At 40.4% G+C, this 17,329-nt stretch carries 18 protein-coding genes, 1 pseudogene and 1 riboswitch; of the genes and pseudogenes, 10 read left to right on the plus strand and 9 right to left on the minus strand.

What is annotated here, in order from left to right; all coding sequences use genetic code 11:
- Positions 1-77: 77 nt before the first annotated feature.
- Complete coding sequence (gene ftnA, locus AAC852_RS06640; RefSeq protein ID WP_340620344.1) at positions 78-581, minus strand: non-heme ferritin; 504 nt, start codon at positions 579-581, stop codon at positions 78-80.
- A gap of 329 nt (positions 582-910) precedes the next feature.
- On the opposite strand from ftnA, the gene AAC852_RS06645 reads away from it, so the two are divergent.
- Positions 911-1,141, plus strand: a complete 231-nt coding sequence (locus AAC852_RS06645; RefSeq protein WP_340620345.1) for a DNA polymerase III subunit theta — start codon at positions 911-913, stop codon at positions 1,139-1,141.
- A gap of 46 nt (positions 1,142-1,187) precedes the next feature.
- Here the strand turns inward: AAC852_RS06645 and pip are convergent, their stop codons facing one another.
- The 3 genes from pip to AAC852_RS06660 form a co-directional block, all read right to left on the minus strand.
- A complete protein-coding gene (gene pip / locus AAC852_RS06650; RefSeq protein WP_340620346.1) occupies positions 1,188-2,141 on the minus strand; it encodes a prolyl aminopeptidase in 954 nt (317 codons plus the stop codon).
- 79 nt (positions 2,142-2,220) lie between these two features.
- Positions 2,221-2,592 (minus strand): protein YebF, encoded by a 372-nt coding sequence (gene yebF, locus AAC852_RS06655; protein ID WP_340620347.1) that lies wholly within the window; start codon positions 2,590-2,592, stop codon positions 2,221-2,223.
- A gap of 101 nt (positions 2,593-2,693) precedes the next feature.
- Entirely contained in the window at positions 2,694-2,876 is a 183-nt protein-coding gene (locus AAC852_RS06660) for a YoaH family protein (RefSeq protein WP_340620348.1), read from the minus strand.
- A 167-nt stretch (positions 2,877-3,043) separates the two neighbouring features.
- On the opposite strand from AAC852_RS06660, the gene pabB reads away from it, so the two are divergent.
- From pabB to mntP, 8 genes are all read left to right on the plus strand, one after another.
- Positions 3,044-4,414 (plus strand): aminodeoxychorismate synthase component 1, encoded by a 1,371-nt coding sequence (gene pabB / locus AAC852_RS06665; protein ID WP_340620349.1) that lies wholly within the window; start codon positions 3,044-3,046, stop codon positions 4,412-4,414.
- On the plus strand, positions 4,411-4,980 hold the full coding sequence (locus AAC852_RS06670; protein ID WP_340620350.1) for a CoA pyrophosphatase: 570 nt from the start codon (positions 4,411-4,413) through the stop codon (positions 4,978-4,980). Before pabB ends, AAC852_RS06670 begins: the two co-directional genes overlap by 4 nt.
- A gap of 172 nt (positions 4,981-5,152) precedes the next feature.
- The gene (locus AAC852_RS06675) at positions 5,153-6,517 is read left to right on the plus strand and encodes an L-serine ammonia-lyase (protein ID WP_340620351.1); all 1,365 of its coding nucleotides are present in this window, start codon (positions 5,153-5,155) and stop codon (positions 6,515-6,517) included.
- A gap of 603 nt (positions 6,518-7,120) precedes the next feature.
- Positions 7,121-8,086: a PTS mannose transporter subunit IIAB gene (manX, locus tag AAC852_RS06680; protein ID WP_340620352.1), complete on the plus strand. Its 966-nt coding sequence runs from the start codon at positions 7,121-7,123 to the stop codon at positions 8,084-8,086.
- An 84-nt stretch (positions 8,087-8,170) separates the two neighbouring features.
- Positions 8,171-8,968: a PTS mannose/fructose/sorbose transporter subunit IIC gene (locus AAC852_RS06685; RefSeq protein WP_340620353.1), complete on the plus strand. Its 798-nt coding sequence runs from the start codon at positions 8,171-8,173 to the stop codon at positions 8,966-8,968.
- Between the two features lie 13 nt (positions 8,969-8,981).
- Positions 8,982-9,839: a PTS mannose transporter subunit IID gene (locus tag AAC852_RS06690; RefSeq protein ID WP_340620354.1), complete on the plus strand. Its 858-nt coding sequence runs from the start codon at positions 8,982-8,984 to the stop codon at positions 9,837-9,839.
- Positions 9,840-9,935: 96 nt separating this feature from the next.
- Complete coding sequence (locus AAC852_RS06695) at positions 9,936-10,394, plus strand: DUF986 family protein (RefSeq protein ID WP_340620355.1); 459 nt, start codon at positions 9,936-9,938, stop codon at positions 10,392-10,394.
- Positions 10,395-10,559: 165 nt separating this feature from the next.
- A riboswitch (yybP-ykoY riboswitch) is annotated at positions 10,560-10,733 on the plus strand.
- A 6-nt stretch (positions 10,734-10,739) separates the two neighbouring features.
- Positions 10,740-11,324 (plus strand): manganese efflux pump MntP, encoded by a 585-nt coding sequence (gene mntP / locus AAC852_RS06700; protein ID WP_340620356.1) that lies wholly within the window; start codon positions 10,740-10,742, stop codon positions 11,322-11,324.
- Positions 11,325-11,393: 69 nt separating this feature from the next.
- Here mntP and rlmA read toward each other — a convergent pair whose 3' ends face one another.
- Positions 11,394-12,209, minus strand: a complete 816-nt coding sequence (rlmA, locus tag AAC852_RS06705) for a 23S rRNA (guanine(745)-N(1))-methyltransferase (protein ID WP_340620357.1) — start codon at positions 12,207-12,209, stop codon at positions 11,394-11,396.
- A 336-nt stretch (positions 12,210-12,545) separates the two neighbouring features.
- Between rlmA and AAC852_RS06710 the strand changes: the two genes are divergently transcribed.
- Positions 12,546-12,776 (plus strand): hypothetical protein, encoded by a 231-nt coding sequence (locus tag AAC852_RS06710; RefSeq protein WP_340620358.1) that lies wholly within the window; start codon positions 12,546-12,548, stop codon positions 12,774-12,776.
- On the opposite strand, the pseudogene AAC852_RS06715 reads toward AAC852_RS06710, so the two are convergent.
- From AAC852_RS06715 to AAC852_RS06730, 4 genes and pseudogenes are all read right to left on the minus strand, one after another.
- Positions 12,773-13,351, minus strand: a pseudogene (locus tag AAC852_RS06715) (MFS transporter); the annotation flags it as partial. The gene AAC852_RS06710 and the pseudogene AAC852_RS06715 overlap by 4 nt on opposite strands.
- A 284-nt stretch (positions 13,352-13,635) precedes the next feature.
- The gene (uhpA, locus tag AAC852_RS06720; protein WP_340620359.1) at positions 13,636-14,244 is read right to left on the minus strand and encodes a response regulator transcription factor UhpA; all 609 of its coding nucleotides are present in this window, start codon (positions 14,242-14,244) and stop codon (positions 13,636-13,638) included.
- A 152-nt stretch (positions 14,245-14,396) separates the two neighbouring features.
- Positions 14,397-15,773, minus strand: a complete 1,377-nt coding sequence (gene uhpT, locus AAC852_RS06725; protein WP_340620360.1) for a hexose-6-phosphate:phosphate antiporter — start codon at positions 15,771-15,773, stop codon at positions 14,397-14,399.
- A 267-nt stretch (positions 15,774-16,040) separates the two neighbouring features.
- Positions 16,041-17,204 (minus strand): AAA family ATPase, encoded by a 1,164-nt coding sequence (locus AAC852_RS06730; protein WP_340620361.1) that lies wholly within the window; start codon positions 17,202-17,204, stop codon positions 16,041-16,043.
- Between the last annotated feature and the right edge of the window lie 125 nt (positions 17,205-17,329).

Below are 17,329 nucleotides of genomic sequence, written 5' to 3' on the forward strand. Positions count from 1 at the left end.
GTAATTCCTGCTTAAAAATAAACAAAAAACAGGAATTACGGTAAAAATCATGCAGATTAATTTATCTTAGTGCTTTCTTAAGCATGAGCTGGAACTGAGAGCCCTTTCAAATCTTTATCCAGTAAAAATAAAGAATTACCACTTTCACCCACCATATCCAGTTTATCTAAGATAGATTTGAATAATTTTTCTTCTTCGTGTTGTTCAGCCACATACCACTGTAAGAAGTTAAATGTAGAATAATCCTGGGTTGTCATCGCTAAGTGCGCCAATTTATTGATCTCTTCCGTGATCAATTTTTCGTGTTCATAGGTTTGATTGAACACATCAGAAATAGAATTAAATTCAACAGGTGGAGCCTGAATAGCCCCCAGTACAGGCATTGCTCCTGTATCGCCCAGATAATCAAATAAACGCTGCATATGTTGCATTTCTTCTTGTGAATGGGTTCTCAGAAATGCAGCCGCACCTTCGTAACCTTTATCACCACACCATGCACTCATTTGCAGGTACAAATTAGCAGAATAAAACTCCAGATTTAATTGCTCATTTAATTTAGTGATCATTTCTTGTTTTAACATTAGCCCACCTCCTAGAACTTTATTAAATTATCCATATTATGCCCATTAAAAATCAATAAAACAAAGATAAATTTTTAAATTACAACCAGTTGATATTTAATAAAATATTTTTATTTTATAGCAAGAATAAATCTCATTAAATATAAGAAAATAAGAATCAGTTTTATTTGATTAAATATTTAATCAAAGAATTAATATTTAATAAAAATGAGAATTGATATTATTAATATTTAAGAGATGTTTTTTTATGCAAATAATGTCTTGCCAAATAAGGAAGACTCAATTAATTTTAACCTCTGGGAATGCATAGCACTTTGGGAGAGGAAATAGTGGAGCGTAACTTAGCCAAGTTATCTAAAAATGAGATGGATAAGGTCAATGTTGATCTGGCAGCATCAGGGGTTGCATTTAAAGAGCGCTATAATATGCCTGTCATTCCAGACACTGTTGAGCAAACTCAACCACAACACCTACGGGAATATTTTCAACAACGATTGAACCACTATCGCCAACAATCGAGATATTTGTCTCGCTTACCTTATGAGCCCAAAAACCGTTAAATATGAAAAAAGAGGTAACCACCGCATAAGCGAGTGGTTATCACACCTATTTTCCAATAAATTTATCAGTTGCTGCAATTAACTGATGCAAAATTCCCGGTTCATCAAAGGAATGGCCTGCACCTTCTACAATATAAAACTCTGCCTCTGGCCATGATTTCGCCAGATCCCAGGCATTCTGTAACTGGCATGCCATATCATAACGCCCATGAATGATGACTGCGGGAATATGCCTGATAACGTCAACATGATCTAATAACTGCTGTGTCTCATCTATAAAACCGTTATTGATAAAATAATGGTTTTCAATACGTGCAAACGCCAACGCAAACTGTTCTTCTGCAAATGAATCTGCATGTTCAGAAGGTAATAGTGTGACAGTTTCCCCTTCCCAGGTACTCCATAAACGGGCAGCTTCCAACTGCACTGCGAGGTCATTACTCGTGAGACGTTTGTTGTAAGCCTTTATCACATCAGTACATTCTTCTTCAGAAAGAATAGAAAGTGTACGTTCCCACTTTTCCGGAAAAAACCGGGAAGCGCCTTCCTGATAATACCATTGCAATTCTTGAGGCCGGAGTAAAAATATTCCCCTTAATATCAATTCTGATACAGAATTCGGATGTTTTTGTGCATAAGCCAGAGATAACGTTGACCCCCATGAACCACCAAAAACCAGCCACTTATCAACCCCCATCTGCTTACGTAAACGTTCAATATCATCAATCAGGTGCCATGTTGTATTATTTTCAAGACTTGCATGAGGCTTGGAACGGCCACAGCCACGCTGATCAAATAACATGACATGATAATGTTCCGGATTGAATAACTGCCGATGATAATTTGCTATTCCCCCTCCGGGCCCTCCGTGGATAAATACCGCAGGTTTACCTTCAGGATTTCCGCAAAGCTCCCAGTAAATTTGGTGCCCATCCCCAGTATCCAGATAGCCGGTTTTATATGCGTCATAAGCTGGATAAAGTTTTCGTAATTCCGTCATAAAGAAACCTCACTCATTAAATAAAACGGGATACATTTCTAGTATCCCGAATACATTTGAAGCTGTCATGACAATTTGTTTATTTAACTTCACGATAACTGATAGTCTCTTTTTGACAATCAATTGTGGCATTGTAACTTTTGTCTTTTTTGGAACCCCGGACAATGAGCGGAATCTGTAACGTATCTTTATCACCAGTAATATCATTGACATTTACCCACGCAACGGGTTTTCCTGTGCCCAGTTGTTGCCTGTCTTTATCCCAATGATTAAGACGATTTTGTAAAAAATCTCGCTTAACTTGCGCTGCAATTTGATCTTTAGTCAAGTTCTTACAGGAAACAAATTTAGCCACATGATCATTTTCAGCGGCTGATGCAGCAAACGAAAGGAAAAACGCAACAGTTACACTCAATAACCTAGTACGATGAATAAATTGATTTGTCTTCATATTACCTCCTATTACCATCCAAATCATATGGATTAAATGTTCGGTTAAACTAACATGTAATAGAAAGTAATTATGTGAGTTTTGTTAAAAATGCGTTACTGTTATTTTACATCATCCTCAAATAAAACATGGATCTGCTCTTTGTCCTGATGCTTTTCCCGCAGCGCCTGAGCAACAATAGCAATGGCTTCTCCACTTCCCATCCCTTCAGAAATAAGTTGATGGATCCTTTCTACCGCGACTTGCTGCTCTTCATGGGATAATGCTGGCATACCTGAAAACATAGCCTTAACCTCAAATATACGATAATAATTAGCGACAAGCTGTGATTATATACTCAATCAATTTCAAGTTGCAGTGTGACAACCCGTGAACAGGTATACCATTCTATGGTACTCTCCGCGCATTAATCAGTTATTTTTTCAATTGCCCAGCCAATACGGGTTCCTCCATGAAGATTGCATTACAAAAACGTCAGTTACCTTATTCTCCTAATCTTGCTACCTGTTATTTCGCTCCGCTCTCTGCCTCTCCCTGGGCAATGTTGTTGCATTCAGGTGCCGCCCAACATCCACATAATCGTTTTGATATTCTTGTGGCTGAACCTATTGTGACTCTTGTAACACACGGGGAAGTGACAGAAATCAAAAGTCATGATGCCGTTTCTTATTCGCAAGATGATCCCTTTCTATTACTGAAAAAGTATCTTCATGCCTGTAATCTTACTGCACAGTTTGATCCCGACCTACCATTTCAGGGGGGAGCACTGGGAATATGGGGATATGACCTCGGACGACGAATTGAAAAGTTACCCACCATGGCCATTAATGAACTGAATTTTCCAGATATGGCTATTGGGATCTACGATTGGTGTCTTATTATTGACCATCATCAGAAAAAAGTGACTTTACTCAGTTACCACGATATTGATAACCGCCTGGCATGGCTAAAATCACACACCAAAAATCAAGAAACCGATTTTGCTCTCACCAATTCATGGCAATCCAATATGAGTGAACAGCAATATCATGAAAAAATCGCTCAGATCCACCGTTATCTGCGTGATGGCGATTGCTATCAAGTCAACCTGGCCCAACGTTTTCATGCCGATTACCAAGGTGATGAATGGCAGGCATTCGAGCAACTGAATGAATGTAACCGTGCTCCTTTTTCAGCTTTTATTCGCTTGCCCGAAAATTGCATTATTAGTGTCTCACCTGAACGATTTTTATTGTTGGAAGATAAGAAAATCCAGACCAGACCAATCAAAGGAACGCTGCCGCGCGATCAAGATCCGGAAAAAGATCAATTGCAAGCTGAAAAATTATCCAACTCCCGAAAAGACCGCGCCGAGAATCTGATGATCGTTGATCTCCTGAGAAATGATATCGGACGTGTTGCAACACCAGGGTCCGTCAAAGTTCCGGAATTATTTATCGTTGAACCTTTCCCGGCAGTGCATCATCTCGTCAGTACCATTACAGCCACACTACAAGATAAGTATCACGCAACCGATTTACTACGGGCTTGTTTTCCTGGTGGTTCCATCACTGGTGCCCCAAAAATTCGCGCTATGGAAATTATCGAAGAATTAGAACCACATCGCAGACATGGATATTGTGGCGCTATTGGCTATATTAGTTTCTGCGGTACAATGGACAGCAATATCACTATACGTACTCTGTTGACAGAAAAAGGAAAAATATACTGCTGGGCTGGTGGTGGTATTGTTGCAGATAGCATTGCGGAAAAAGAGTATCAGGAAACATTCGATAAACTTGGACATATCTTGCCTAAATTAAGGGAACCCCAACTATCATGACATCTCTTTCTGATTTTATTCATCGGTTTCAATTGCAACTGCCTGTACAACCAAAGTATCTAAGCAATAATCAGCGGAATGCCGCTGTATTATTGCCAATTATTTGTAAGCCAGAGCCAACACTTTTATTGACTCAACGAGCCAAAAGCTTACGTTCACATGCGGGGCAAGTTGCTTTTCCCGGTGGCGCAGCTGATCCGGAAGATCATTCATTGATCGCTACAGCTTTGCGTGAAGCAGAAGAAGAAGTCAACATTCCACATCATCAGGTACAAATTCTGGGACAACTCGCCCCATTGGACAGTAGTGGCGGGTATCGTGTCACACCTGTCGTCGGGTTGGTTTCACCTCCTTTTTCTTTTCAAGTCAATCCAACAGAAGTAGACCGCGTTTTTGAAATTCCACTTTTTGATGCACTCTCTCTTCCTTGCTATCGATATTTGGATATTAAGCGGCGAAACCGACAGCATCGGATCTATTTTTACTGGTATCGTGAACAGATGATTTGGGGATTAACCGCTGCCATTATTTACCAACTGGCACAGCAAGTTCAAAAATCACTCTAGGAACGCTTGCGAGAGGTTATAAATTTGCTCATTTATCATCCAAAATCATATCAATAGCTATTATAATTAAAAAAAAACTGTAAACTCCTTTATCAACACCACTAAATAACAGTAAAGTAACGCGCTTTAATTATAAATATACTATATATCTTTCTTCTCTAAGGAGTCTGGCGTGATTAGCGTTTTCGACATGTTTAAGGTGGGTATCGGCCCATCCAGCTCTCATACTGTTGGCCCTATGAAAGCAGGAAAACAATTTGTCGATGATCTTGTAAACCAGGGGCTGATGTCCTCTATCACGCGTGTAGCTGTTGATGTGTACGGCTCACTTTCATTAACCGGGAAAGGTCATCATACGGATATCGCCATTATCATGGGGTTGGCTGGTAATATGCCCGCTACTGTTGATATTGATTCAATCCCTGGTTTTATTCGTGATGTTGAGCAAACTCAACGTTTGCCGCTGGCAAATGGTTTACATGAAGTCGATTTTCCTCGTGACGGAGGTATGAATTTCCGTAGCGATAACCTTTCATTGCATGAAAATGGTATGCAGATCCATGCAATTGCAGGTGACAAAAATGTTTACAGCAAAACTTACTACTCCATTGGTGGTGGTTTTATTGTTGATGAAGAACATTTCGGTAAGCCATCCCAGGATACCAAACCTGTGTCTTACCCATTCAGCTCTGCTGCTGATTTGTTGATGAATTGCAGCAAAACAGGGCTGTCTATTTCTGGCTTGATGATGAAAAACGAGCTGGATTTGCATAGCAAAGAAGAAGTTGCTGAATACTTTGCAGATGTATGGGACACCATGCGGGCCTGTATTGAACGAGGCTTGAATACAGAAGGCGTTTTACCTGGCCCTCTGCGTGTACCTCGTCGTGCAGCCGCTCTGCACCGTATGCTGACATCATCAAATAAATTGTCTAATGATCCAATGAATGTTGTTGATTTAGTCAATATGTTCGCTTTGGCAGTTAATGAAGAAAATGCCGCTGGTGGGCGTGTTGTTACCGCACCAACCAATGGCGCCTGTGGGATCGTGCCGGCGGTACTGGCTTATTACAACCATTGTATTGAGCCTGTGACTCCAGAACTGTATACGCGCTACTTCCTAGCATCAGGTGCAATCGGCATCCTGTATAAGATGAATGCTTCCATTTCTGGGGCAGAAGTCGGCTGTCAGGGAGAAGTGGGAGTTGCCTGTTCAATGGCAGCGGCAGGTCTTGCAGAATTACTTGGCGCAAGTCCTGAACAAGTATGCATCGCAGCCGAAATAGGCATGGAGCATAACCTTGGTTTGACTTGTGACCCTGTTGCGGGACAGGTACAGGTTCCATGTATTGAACGTAATGCCATTGCTTCAGTTAAAGCTATCAATGCTGCTCGTATGGCATTGCGCCGTACCAGCGAACCACGGGTTTCACTTGATAAAGTTATTGAAACCATGTACGAAACAGGTAAGGACATGAACGCTAAATATCGTGAAACATCACGTGGTGGTTTGGCAATAAAAGTACAGTGTGACTAATCAACTCTGTAACTTAATTAATATGTTTATAAGTTAAGCGGTTACCTATTTTAGGTAAAATCTGACTTATCTGAAAAAATCCCTGCTATACAGTAGGGATTTTTTTTGGCTGAAACGGATCAATTAAGTACATTTTTTCTTCTTTCCGGTCTAAGGTATCAAAATTTTTTTATCTAAAAATTAATAAAATGCCATCTAAAATAGTTACAAAAATCATAAAAACGAAAATTTAAAGAAAAATAAGTTAATTATTCCCTATAAGTAAAACAAAAATCTTATTTTAACCTCTCAAAATAGCCTATCTTGAATTTTCTGACTGATAGCAATTTTCTTAAATGCTTCCAATGATAATCTAATGACATATTTTCTTATGTAACGAAATATAAGGCCATGAGAAATGGAATATTTGAGAAGGATCCTCGATAAAATACGATGCTTGTAACTATCATATTCGTTAATAGTTGTCATGATTATTAATAGATATACCCTATGGATTTCAAGGTCTCATCTTGAAAGGTGATGGGTATAGTACAACATATTGGAAGTATTGAGTATGAGCTTGCAATAAATCCGAGTTCAATTGTTACAGAAAGGGGAAAACAAGTGAGTATAGCCATTATGATTGGCACACACGGGGCCGCTGCGGAGCAATTGCTTCGTACCACAGAGATGTTGATTGGAGAACAAGAAAACGTTTCTTATATCGACTTTGTGCCCGGTGAAAATGCCGATACGTTATTCGAGAAATACAATAAGAAACTGGAGTTACTTGATACAACACAAGGGGTCTTATTTTTTGTCGATACCTGGGGTGGCAGTCCATTTAATGCGGCGAACCGTATCGTAATGGACAAAGAAAACTACGAAATCATCACTGGCGTGAACATACCAATGTTGGTTGAAGCCTTTATGTGCCGTGATGATAATCCATCAATGGAAGAATTGGTTTCTGTTGCATTGGAAACAGGGAAAGAAGGCATTCGAGCCCTTAAGACAGAGCCAGCCAAAGAGGCTGATAAACCTGAACCACCCCAATCGGCAGCCCCCATGACTTCCCAGGTTACTGAACCTGTTGCTGGTGGTCACATGAAAATTGCCCTTGCTCGCATTGACGATCGCCTTATTCATGGCCAGGTTGCAACTCGCTGGACAAAAGAGACTAACGTCAAGCGTATCATTGTAGTCAGTGATGAAGTAGCACAAGATACTGTGCGCTCTACGTTATTAAAGCAGGTTGCACCTCCTGGGGTCAGTGCACATGTGGTCGATATTGCCAAGTGTATTCGTGTTTACAATAACCCTAAATATGCCGGTGAACGCGTTATGCTGTTATTCACCAATCCTACTGATGTACTGCGTATTGTAGAAGGCGGTGTTTCACTGGAATCTGTCAATATTGGCGGTATGGCTTTCAAACAAGGTAAAACCCAAATTAACAATGCTATCTCTGTTGATACAACAGATATTAATGCTTTCGAAAAGCTGAATTCTCGCGGTATCGAACTTGAAGCACGCAAAGTTGCCAGCGATACGCGTTTAAATATGATGGATCTGCTCAAAAAAGCTTAAAACAATCAAAACAGATATTTTTTTATTAACCATTACTCAATAACGAAATTCTTACCAAATTACATTTGGTTACAGGAGAAAACAATGGAAATTACCGTTGTTCAACTTTTATTGATATTCATCGTCGCCTGTATTGCAGGCATGGGGTCCATTCTTGATGAATTTCAATTCCACCGCCCATTAGTTGCTTGTACATTGATCGGTCTAGTGCTTGGTGATATGAAAACCGGCATTATCATCGGCGGTACACTGGAAATGATCGCCCTGGGCTGGATGAACATTGGTGCAGCAATTGCTCCTGATGCAGCTCTGGCATCCATTATTTCGGCCATTCTGGTTATCGCCGGCGGACAAGATGTTGGTGCAGGTATCGCGCTGGCAATTCCACTGGCTGCTGCGGGTCAGGTTCTTACCATTATCGTCCGTACCTTAACCGTTGGTTTCCAACACGCAGCAGATAAGGCTGCTGAAAATGGTAACCTACGCGCTATTACCATCATTCACATTACTGCTTTAATACTGCAAGCAATGCGTATTGCTTTGCCTGCACTGGTTGTTGCATTGTCTGTCGGAACCTCTGAAGTTCAGAATATGCTGAACTCTATTCCAGAAGTTGTCACCACTGGCCTCAATATTGCTGGCGGTATGATCGTCGTTGTTGGTTATGCAATGGTGATTAACATGATGCGAGCTGGCTATCTGATGCCATTCTTTTATCTCGGTTTTGTGGCCGCTGTATATATCCAGAATCTCGTTATACTCGGTGTCGTTGGCGCTGTTCTGGCAATCCTGTATATCCAACTCAGTCCTAAATACAACCAGTCACAGACCGCTGCTCCTGCGGGTAATACCCCAAATAACCTTGATAACGAATTAGATTAAGAGGATGAACAATATGTCAGATACAACTAACATGGGGCAGAAAAAACTGACACAAAGCGATATCCGTGGTGTCTTCCTACGCTCTAATTTATTACAGGGTTCATGGAACTTCGAACGTATGCAAGCATTGGGTTTCTGTTTCTCAATGGTCCCAGCTATTCGTCGTCTCTATCCCGAAAATACCGAAGAACGCAAACAGGCTATCAAACGCCATCTTGAGTTTTTCAATACGCATCCTTATGTCGCGGCCCCTATTCTGGGCGTTACGATGGCGATGGAAGAACAACGAGCCAACGGAGCTAATATTGATGATGGTGCAATCAACGGTATTAAAGTTGGTTTAATGGGCCCCTTGGCAGGTGTAGGTGATCCTATTTTCTGGGGAACTGTCCGTCCTGTTTTTGCAGCACTTGGAGCAGGAATTGCTATGAGTGGCAGCATACTTGGCCCTATTCTGTTTTTCTTTTTGTTCAACCTGGTGCGTTTATTGACCCGCTACTATGGAGTCGCCTATGGTTATAAAAAAGGAATGGATATCGTTAAAGATATGGGTGGCGGTTTCCTGCAAAAGATGACAGAAGGAGCGTCAATCCTGGGGCTATTCGTGATGGGCGCGTTGGTTAATAGCTGGACGAAAGTCAATATTCCACTTGTTATTTCTAAAGTACCTGATCCCGTCACAGGAGTCGAGAAGGTAACAACGGTCCAAACAATTCTTGACCAGTTGCTACCCGGTATTGCCCCGCTATTGCTGACCTTTAGCTGCATGTGGCTATTACGGAAAAAAGTAAACCCTCTGTGGATCATTATTGGTTTCTTCGTAATCGGCATCATCGGTTATCATTTCGGTTTTCTGGGCTTAGTTAAATAGTTTTATTAGAAAATTGATTTATTAAAAATATAGGGAGGAAATTTCCTCCCTCATTGATAAAAACAAGAGCTATAAGTTAGAGAATCAGAGGTAACAATGAGCCTGAATGACATCATATTGATGATTTCAATTTTATTAATGCTCGCTTTTGCTGTTTATGACGAAATTATCATCCATCATATCAAAGGCAAGACTCTGTTAAACATAAAATTAAAAAGAAAACATCGAATTGATGCTTTAATATTTATCGCCTTAATTATTATCATTATTTACAATAACGTGATAGCGCAAGGTACTCCATTAACGACGTATCTATTATCTTTTATCATTTTAGTGACAATATACCTTAGTTATATTCGTTCACCTAAACTCATATTCAAAGAAAAAGGCTTTTATTATTCCAACCGATTCTTTAATTATGACCAAATTAAAGCAATGAATTTATCTGAAGATGGTATTTTAATGATAGATTTTGAGTCAAATAAAATATATATTGCTGTAACAAAACCAGATGACTTAGAAAAGATTTATCAATTTCTGCTGAATAAAAAATAACGCTTCCCTGATTCATATTAATTTTAAATAAGGCTGCAACACTATATCAGCCTTATTTTCATCAGCCTTATTTTTTTACCACAAAAGATAATGATAACTATTATCAAGCCATTATTTAACGTATGTAAAATATTTTTGCCTTTTATGCCAAATATGATATTGTCCACCCCAGTCATTGGGGAGTAGCCTGTTCCAGAATTCTTCTGGAAAATTCGTATCAACATACTCGTTTGCATAAAACGTGGTACGAATGCCAAATCGGTTGGCAAGACCATAGACACATAACATCACCATTGGTTGGGGGTGATTTATGTGTATGTGGAATACCCAGCCGAGGTTATTTTAATGAATCTCTATACAACTCTTACCCTCGCATTAGCTCTATCCATGGATGCCTTCGCTGCTGCCATCAGTAAAGGAGCAGCTCTTCATCGCCCACATTTACGTGAAGCAATCCGCACTGGCCTCATTTTTGGTTTAGTTGAAGCCAGTACTCCTTTAATCGGTTGGTCTCTGGGGCTTTATGCCAGCCAATATATTATGGAATGGGATCATTGGGTGGCATTCTCATTATTGTTTATCCTTGGTTGCCGGATGATTGTCGAAAGTTTCAAACGTGAGCCGGAAACCACGATTAAATCCACAACACCCCGTCGCTATAGTTCATTAACATTAATATTTACCGCCGTTGCAACCAGTCTGGACGCAATGGCAATTGGTGTTGGTCTCGCCTTCTTACAGGTAAATATATTACATACCGCAATGGCCATCGGAATGATGACAATGATTATGGCTACTCTGGGAATGCTAATCGGACGCTACATCGGGCCATTATTAGGTAAACGTGCAGAACTTATTGGTGGACTGGTATTAATTGCTATTGGTTTCAATATATTATTTGAGCATCTCAAATTATTTATGTATGCCTGAGAATATTAATATTTTCTGCGGAATAGATATTTTTCAGATATCTATTCCGAATCCAACCTTATATACCTATTAAATACGACGATAAACTTTCAACGTAAAATCAACTTCACAATTAAATGACTGCGTAGCTATCAAATTACTTTTGACCTCTTCAGAAGCCCGCCAGGCAAACGGCGTCATCTGTAATAAATTATAGGATTGTTCACCATCCAATTGCATTTCATAGGCCAGAGTTTCCGCCGAAACCAATTCAAAACCTTCCAGTTGTTCAGTATTCTCAGGATGCAGATGAACTTCCTGATAAATTAATTCTTTCAATTGATATAAATGACGCGGACCCGGTGTAACAGTCAGGACAATGCCTTCTGATTTTACTACTCTGGATAATTCTGCCGCTTTGCAAGGAGCATAAATTCGTAAAATCCCATCAAGAGAGCTATCCGTAAACGGCAATCGATGGCTGGACGCCACACAAAAGCTGACATCCGGGTAACGTTTAGCCCCATAACGAACGGCGATTTTCGCCACATCCAAGCCATACACTGTAATATGCCGTTTAAGGTTCAACGCCTTTTGTACCGATGCAGTGTAATAACCTTCTCCACAACCAATATCCAGCAATGCCTTAGTTCGTTCAGGTAAAAAACGATCAAATAATTCAATAACTTTTTGTTGTAGTGTCTGATAATAACCTGCTTGTAAAAACGCCCTTCTCGCCTGCATCATCTCAGCACTATCACCCGGTTCTTTTGAACGTTTATGCTGAACTGGTAGTAAGTTAACATAACCTTCTTTTGCACAATCAAACTGATGATTCTTTTCACAGCGCCATTGATGATGGGAAAACAGCAGTGGCAAATGACATAACGGGCATTGATAAGACATAACATTCCGATGGGATAAAAGACAGAACAAAGAGTTACTATACCATGTTTCATTTAGCATGTTTTTATAAAACCGAGGTGATATCAGATTGACTGCTAACCCTCTAAAATCCATTATATCCCTCACAATAAATTAACATTTGATTGAGCGGTTAAAGGTATGTCATTTAATGATCTGGAAACTAAACGCCTTTTGTTAAAGAAATTGGCTTATGATGATGCTTCTCAAATTTAACAAAAGTTTCCTCACTGGGATATCGTAAAATATTTAGACAGTCACGCCGTACCCTGGTCATATCCTGATAATGGCGGGCAATATTTCGTCAATAACATTGCTATGCCAGTAATACAAGATCAAAAAGCCTATATCTGGTCACTCAGAATTAAAACTAATCCTAATGAGCTGATTGGTATCATCGGGTTATATAACAAACACGCTGAAGGCATGAAAGTTATAAGAACCGAAACAAAAGAGTATGTATCGGGTAAATATGATTGTGAAATATGGGAGTTAACTAAAGAAGATTGGTGTCATCGACAGCAATTACGCCTCAGTGAGAACAGTTAACTCTGCTCCCTTTGCCGGGGAAATTGGGCTTGCAAAAAAGGCAGTAATAATAAGCCAATCATGACAGCACAAACAGAAATAGTAATAAATAAGCCAGTCCAGTGGTAATTTTTTAAGATAATTGCAAATGGATAGCCACCCAGCGCTGCACCCGTATAGGCAAATAAGCCAACAAATCCCGTTGCTGCACCCGCTGAATCTTTATGCGAGCATTCTGCTGCGGCCATACCAATCAATAGCTGCGGGCCAAAAACGAAAAATCCAATAGTAAAAAAACCTAACGATTGGAAAACTAAATCGGTCATGGGCATCAACCATAACGCAGCCACTGATAAAAAAATACCTATTGAAAATATTAAATTAATAGGGCCACGATTGCCGCCAAATAATTTATCAGAACCCCAGCCAGCAACTAGTGATCCTATAAATCCGCCAACTTCAAAGAGCGATACGGCAAAATTTGCACTTACCAAATCATAGTGATGGTATTCAGTCAGATAAAGAGTTACTACAATCACAAATACCATAACAGACAATCGTTGCCATTGATTACCACGGTAATAACGGCCGGCAATCCAAACAATAGGAAGGCTCACTATGCTGGCAGTTAACACGGTAAGCCATTGGGGCTGCCTAATTAATAGCGCCAGACCAATAGTAAGTAGCCATTCTGTACCATATAATACCGGTAAATACCGTTTGGGAATATGCAAAGCGATGCCAAGACGCAAGGCAAATGGAAAAAATAAAATAGCCAGCTCTAAATCATTAACAAAATAGTAGGCTATCACCCACAAACAGAACCACCAGCAAGAAAACAATAACCCGCCGCAAAACGAATTGATCAGGTATCGATACATTAGATATCACTAGAAGCAAAATAATTCGCTAAGCCCACGTTATTTGTCACACCCAATTTACTCATCGCATTAGCCCGATGAACATGGATTGTTTTATGACTCAAGCCTAACTCAACCGCCACCTCTTTAACGTCCATCCCTCTGGCAAGCATTTCTGCTACTTGCCTTTCCCTCTTAGTTAAATGTTGTAATGAAGCAGGGTTATTTTTTGCTGAAGTCAATTTAAGCACAATATCCGGGGTGAAATAACAACCATTATTCGCAATAGTACGTACAGCCTGTACCAATTCATCTGGGCTACAACGTTTACTAAGATAGCCACGTGCTCCCGCCTTTAACGCACTTTCCACCATTGTGGCTGAATCGTGGACACTCAACATAATACAGCCAATACCGGAAGGAATATCCTGTAATAATGAAAGCCCACTTTCATCTGTCATTGAGATATCAAGAATACAGACCATTGCTCCAGATCCAGGAAGCCCATGCCTCGCTTCGGCACACGAACTAAATTCACCAACAACCTCAATATCAGGTTCTAAACTCAATAACTGAGCAAAACCAGAACGTACCACTACATGGTCATCGACTAACGCTACTTTAATCATCGTTATTTATTATCAGATCAGAAAAACTGCATAAATTACTCTCATTAATATAGCTGTGCAATAAACTAAGAGCGGATACGTTTCGCCCAAAGACGCTACTGTGGATGAAACAGTAGCGTCAGAACATTTTCTATAGAATTTACTGTAACTTCCTACTGTAACTTCCTGCTGCTTCGGATTTTTCGCTCTTCAGCAATGGCAACAAAAACAAGTAAGCCGATACAAATAAATGCAGAAACATCAAGTGCCGCAAAAGTGCCTTTCCATCCCGTTAAACCCAAAATAGGCACACCATCTGCAATCATCCCCAAGCCCAATTTAGCAAAGCTGTCACCGATTAAATACGCAAAAGTACCTTTAACACCATCTGCAACGCTAATTGCCTTTTTGGGTACAAAACCAACGGCGGCCACACCAATCAACAACTGTGGGCCAAATACCAAAAATCCGAGTACAAACAGGGAGCCTAAATACATAATCTCGCTGGTTGCATGTTGATAGAATTCAAGGCTAACAATGATTAAGCCTAATGAGACACATGCGACCAGAGCACGACGACCATTTGCCAAATCTGATAAATAACCCCACATTAGCGTTCCCACTAACGCGCCGACTTCAAACATAGTAAAGCCAGAAATCGCAATCTCTTTAGAGTGCCCTAGCTCCTGATATGCATATACTGTTGACCATTGGTCAATACCAATCCGCACGATATAAAGGAAAATATTGGCAAAGCAAAGAAGCCAAATCACTTGGTTTTTCAGGACATATTCAACAAAGATCTCACGCTTGGTCATTTTGTTTTCTTCTGCCGCAATATCTTCTTCGCTGACCTTCTCACCAAACAATTCTTCAACTTTACCCAAACCGTAACTTTCCGGTGAGTCGCTACCGTAACGTAAGCCGATAAAACCGATGATCAACGCAATGATAGAAGGGAAAATAAACATCCCTATCACATGACCGTCAAACAAATAGTTAGCACCAAACAATGCAACCCCTGCAGCGCCTGCACCACCAACGTTATGTGACATATTCCACAGTCCAAGATAAGTTCCCCGCTTACTACGGGGTGTCCATTTGGTAATAGTGGAATAGCTTGCCGGGCCTCCTATACTCTGAAAAAAACCACTCAAAACATAAAATGCTACCATCAAGAAAACACTGATGCCTGAATTGCCCATACTCATACTAAAACCAAGCATGGCAAGGCCAGATAAGATCAACATAAATGGCAAGAATTGCTTAGTATTCTTCCCATCAGCATAGTAAGCGACTAAGGTTTTACCAACACCATAAGTAATAGAAAAACCCAACCCTATCAGACCAAGCTGGGTCATCGACAAACCATAAGTGGAAACCATATCGTTCTGGGCAATATTAAAGTTCTTTCGCACCAGATACATAGCCATATAACCAATAAAAACCACCAAATAGGACTGTATAAAGGGCTTAAACCACATTTTGCGGCGTATTTCGATTGGTAAATCCAACGTCGGTTGACGGACTTGTTCAAGAATTTTAAACATGTGAAATCCTCAGATAATCACGATAAAAAGAGCCTTTTTAATGCAGGTGGAAAAAAAGTGGATCGCTGAAACGCGAAATTTTTCGTAGGAATTGTCGTTACTAGCAGTATAAAGAAGTGATAAAAAGTTGGCTTGAGCTATAGTCTTAGTTAAGCTAGGAATATTTCCTAGCTTTAGGTTTATCTACTGTAAAATGTGAAAAGAGTCACAATCTCTGTGTGATAAGGTGTGATTGGTAGAGAAAAGTACGGCTCAGAAAACAAGTTATTAATTCTTATCTGGCCAACGCCATAACGGTTCTTCTAACATATTTATATCAGTCACATGGGTTTCACCAAGTTGCTTTTTGAGTTGAATATGCTGACAGTGTGAAGATTGCTTTAGTGCCGCAATCAAGACTGGTGAATGTGAAATGACCCACACTTGTGTTTGACTGGATGCCTTTATAATCAATTTAGCTAGTGAAGGCAAAAGTTCTGGATGGAGACTCGTTTCTGGTTCGTTTAATACCATCATTGACGGTGGGCGTGGAGTTAGTAATGCCGCGATCCATAATAAATAACGCAGTGTTCCATCTGACAATTCCGCACCAGAAAGAGGACGGATTAAACCATGTTGCTGAAACTGTATAGTAAACAGCCCTTCTGTGGAGCGAGAAATTGCTACCAAAGCGCCTGGGAAAGCATCATCAACAGACTCATCCAGCAATTGTGCGTCACCAATTTCACGAATTGTTTGCAACGCAGCAGCCAGATCACGTCCATCATGACGCAATACAGGAGTTCGTGTCCCAATCTGCGCCTTACGAGCCGGAGCATCACTATCAGTACGGAAATGATCATAGAAGCGCCAACCACGAATAAATTCACGCATATGAAAAACTTCCGGAGCAGTTAAAGGATCAGCCAGCTGATCAAACATGCTGGTAAAATTGTTAATGTGTCCTGATACGATTTGCCATCTTCGGCCTTCCCGAACCCGGATGATCGGGCCTTTGCGCTCAACCAGTAAACCAGCCGGATGATAACATTCTCCACCCCAAATACCTTCTTGTTTAATTTCAGGATCTAACGCAAAAGCAGACTGTGACGGCTCAGGTAAACCAAGGGAAATAGAATAACCAAATGAATCTGTTGCAAATCCGAGACGTAACCGCTTTACCTCTTTTCTCACTCCCCCTTGCACTACCCCTCCCGCACGCGCTGTTCTCGAAAAAGTTTCCGGCCCTGCCCAAAACGCAGAGTCCAACCCACCTTCAAGTGCCAGAGAATTAACAACACCACCTTGTGCTGTCTCAGATAGCAAGCGTAGTGCGCGGTATAAATTAGATTTACCGCTACCGTTTGCTCCTGTAATCACATTAAGGGGACCAAGTACGATACGAAGATCGCGAATAGAACGATAATTATTGATAGCTAATGCTGAAATCATAATGTTCCAAATGCAAATTATTGGGGGAAATTCACCATATCAGATTTCAACCGCTGTGTATGAGAGGCAGTCGGTATAAGTTTACGATAATCAGTTGAAGGCATAATATCCATAATGATTCTGAT

It is taken from the genome of Xenorhabdus siamensis (assembly GCF_037996745.1).
Lineage (GTDB): Bacteria > Pseudomonadota > Gammaproteobacteria > Enterobacterales > Enterobacteriaceae > Xenorhabdus > Xenorhabdus indica.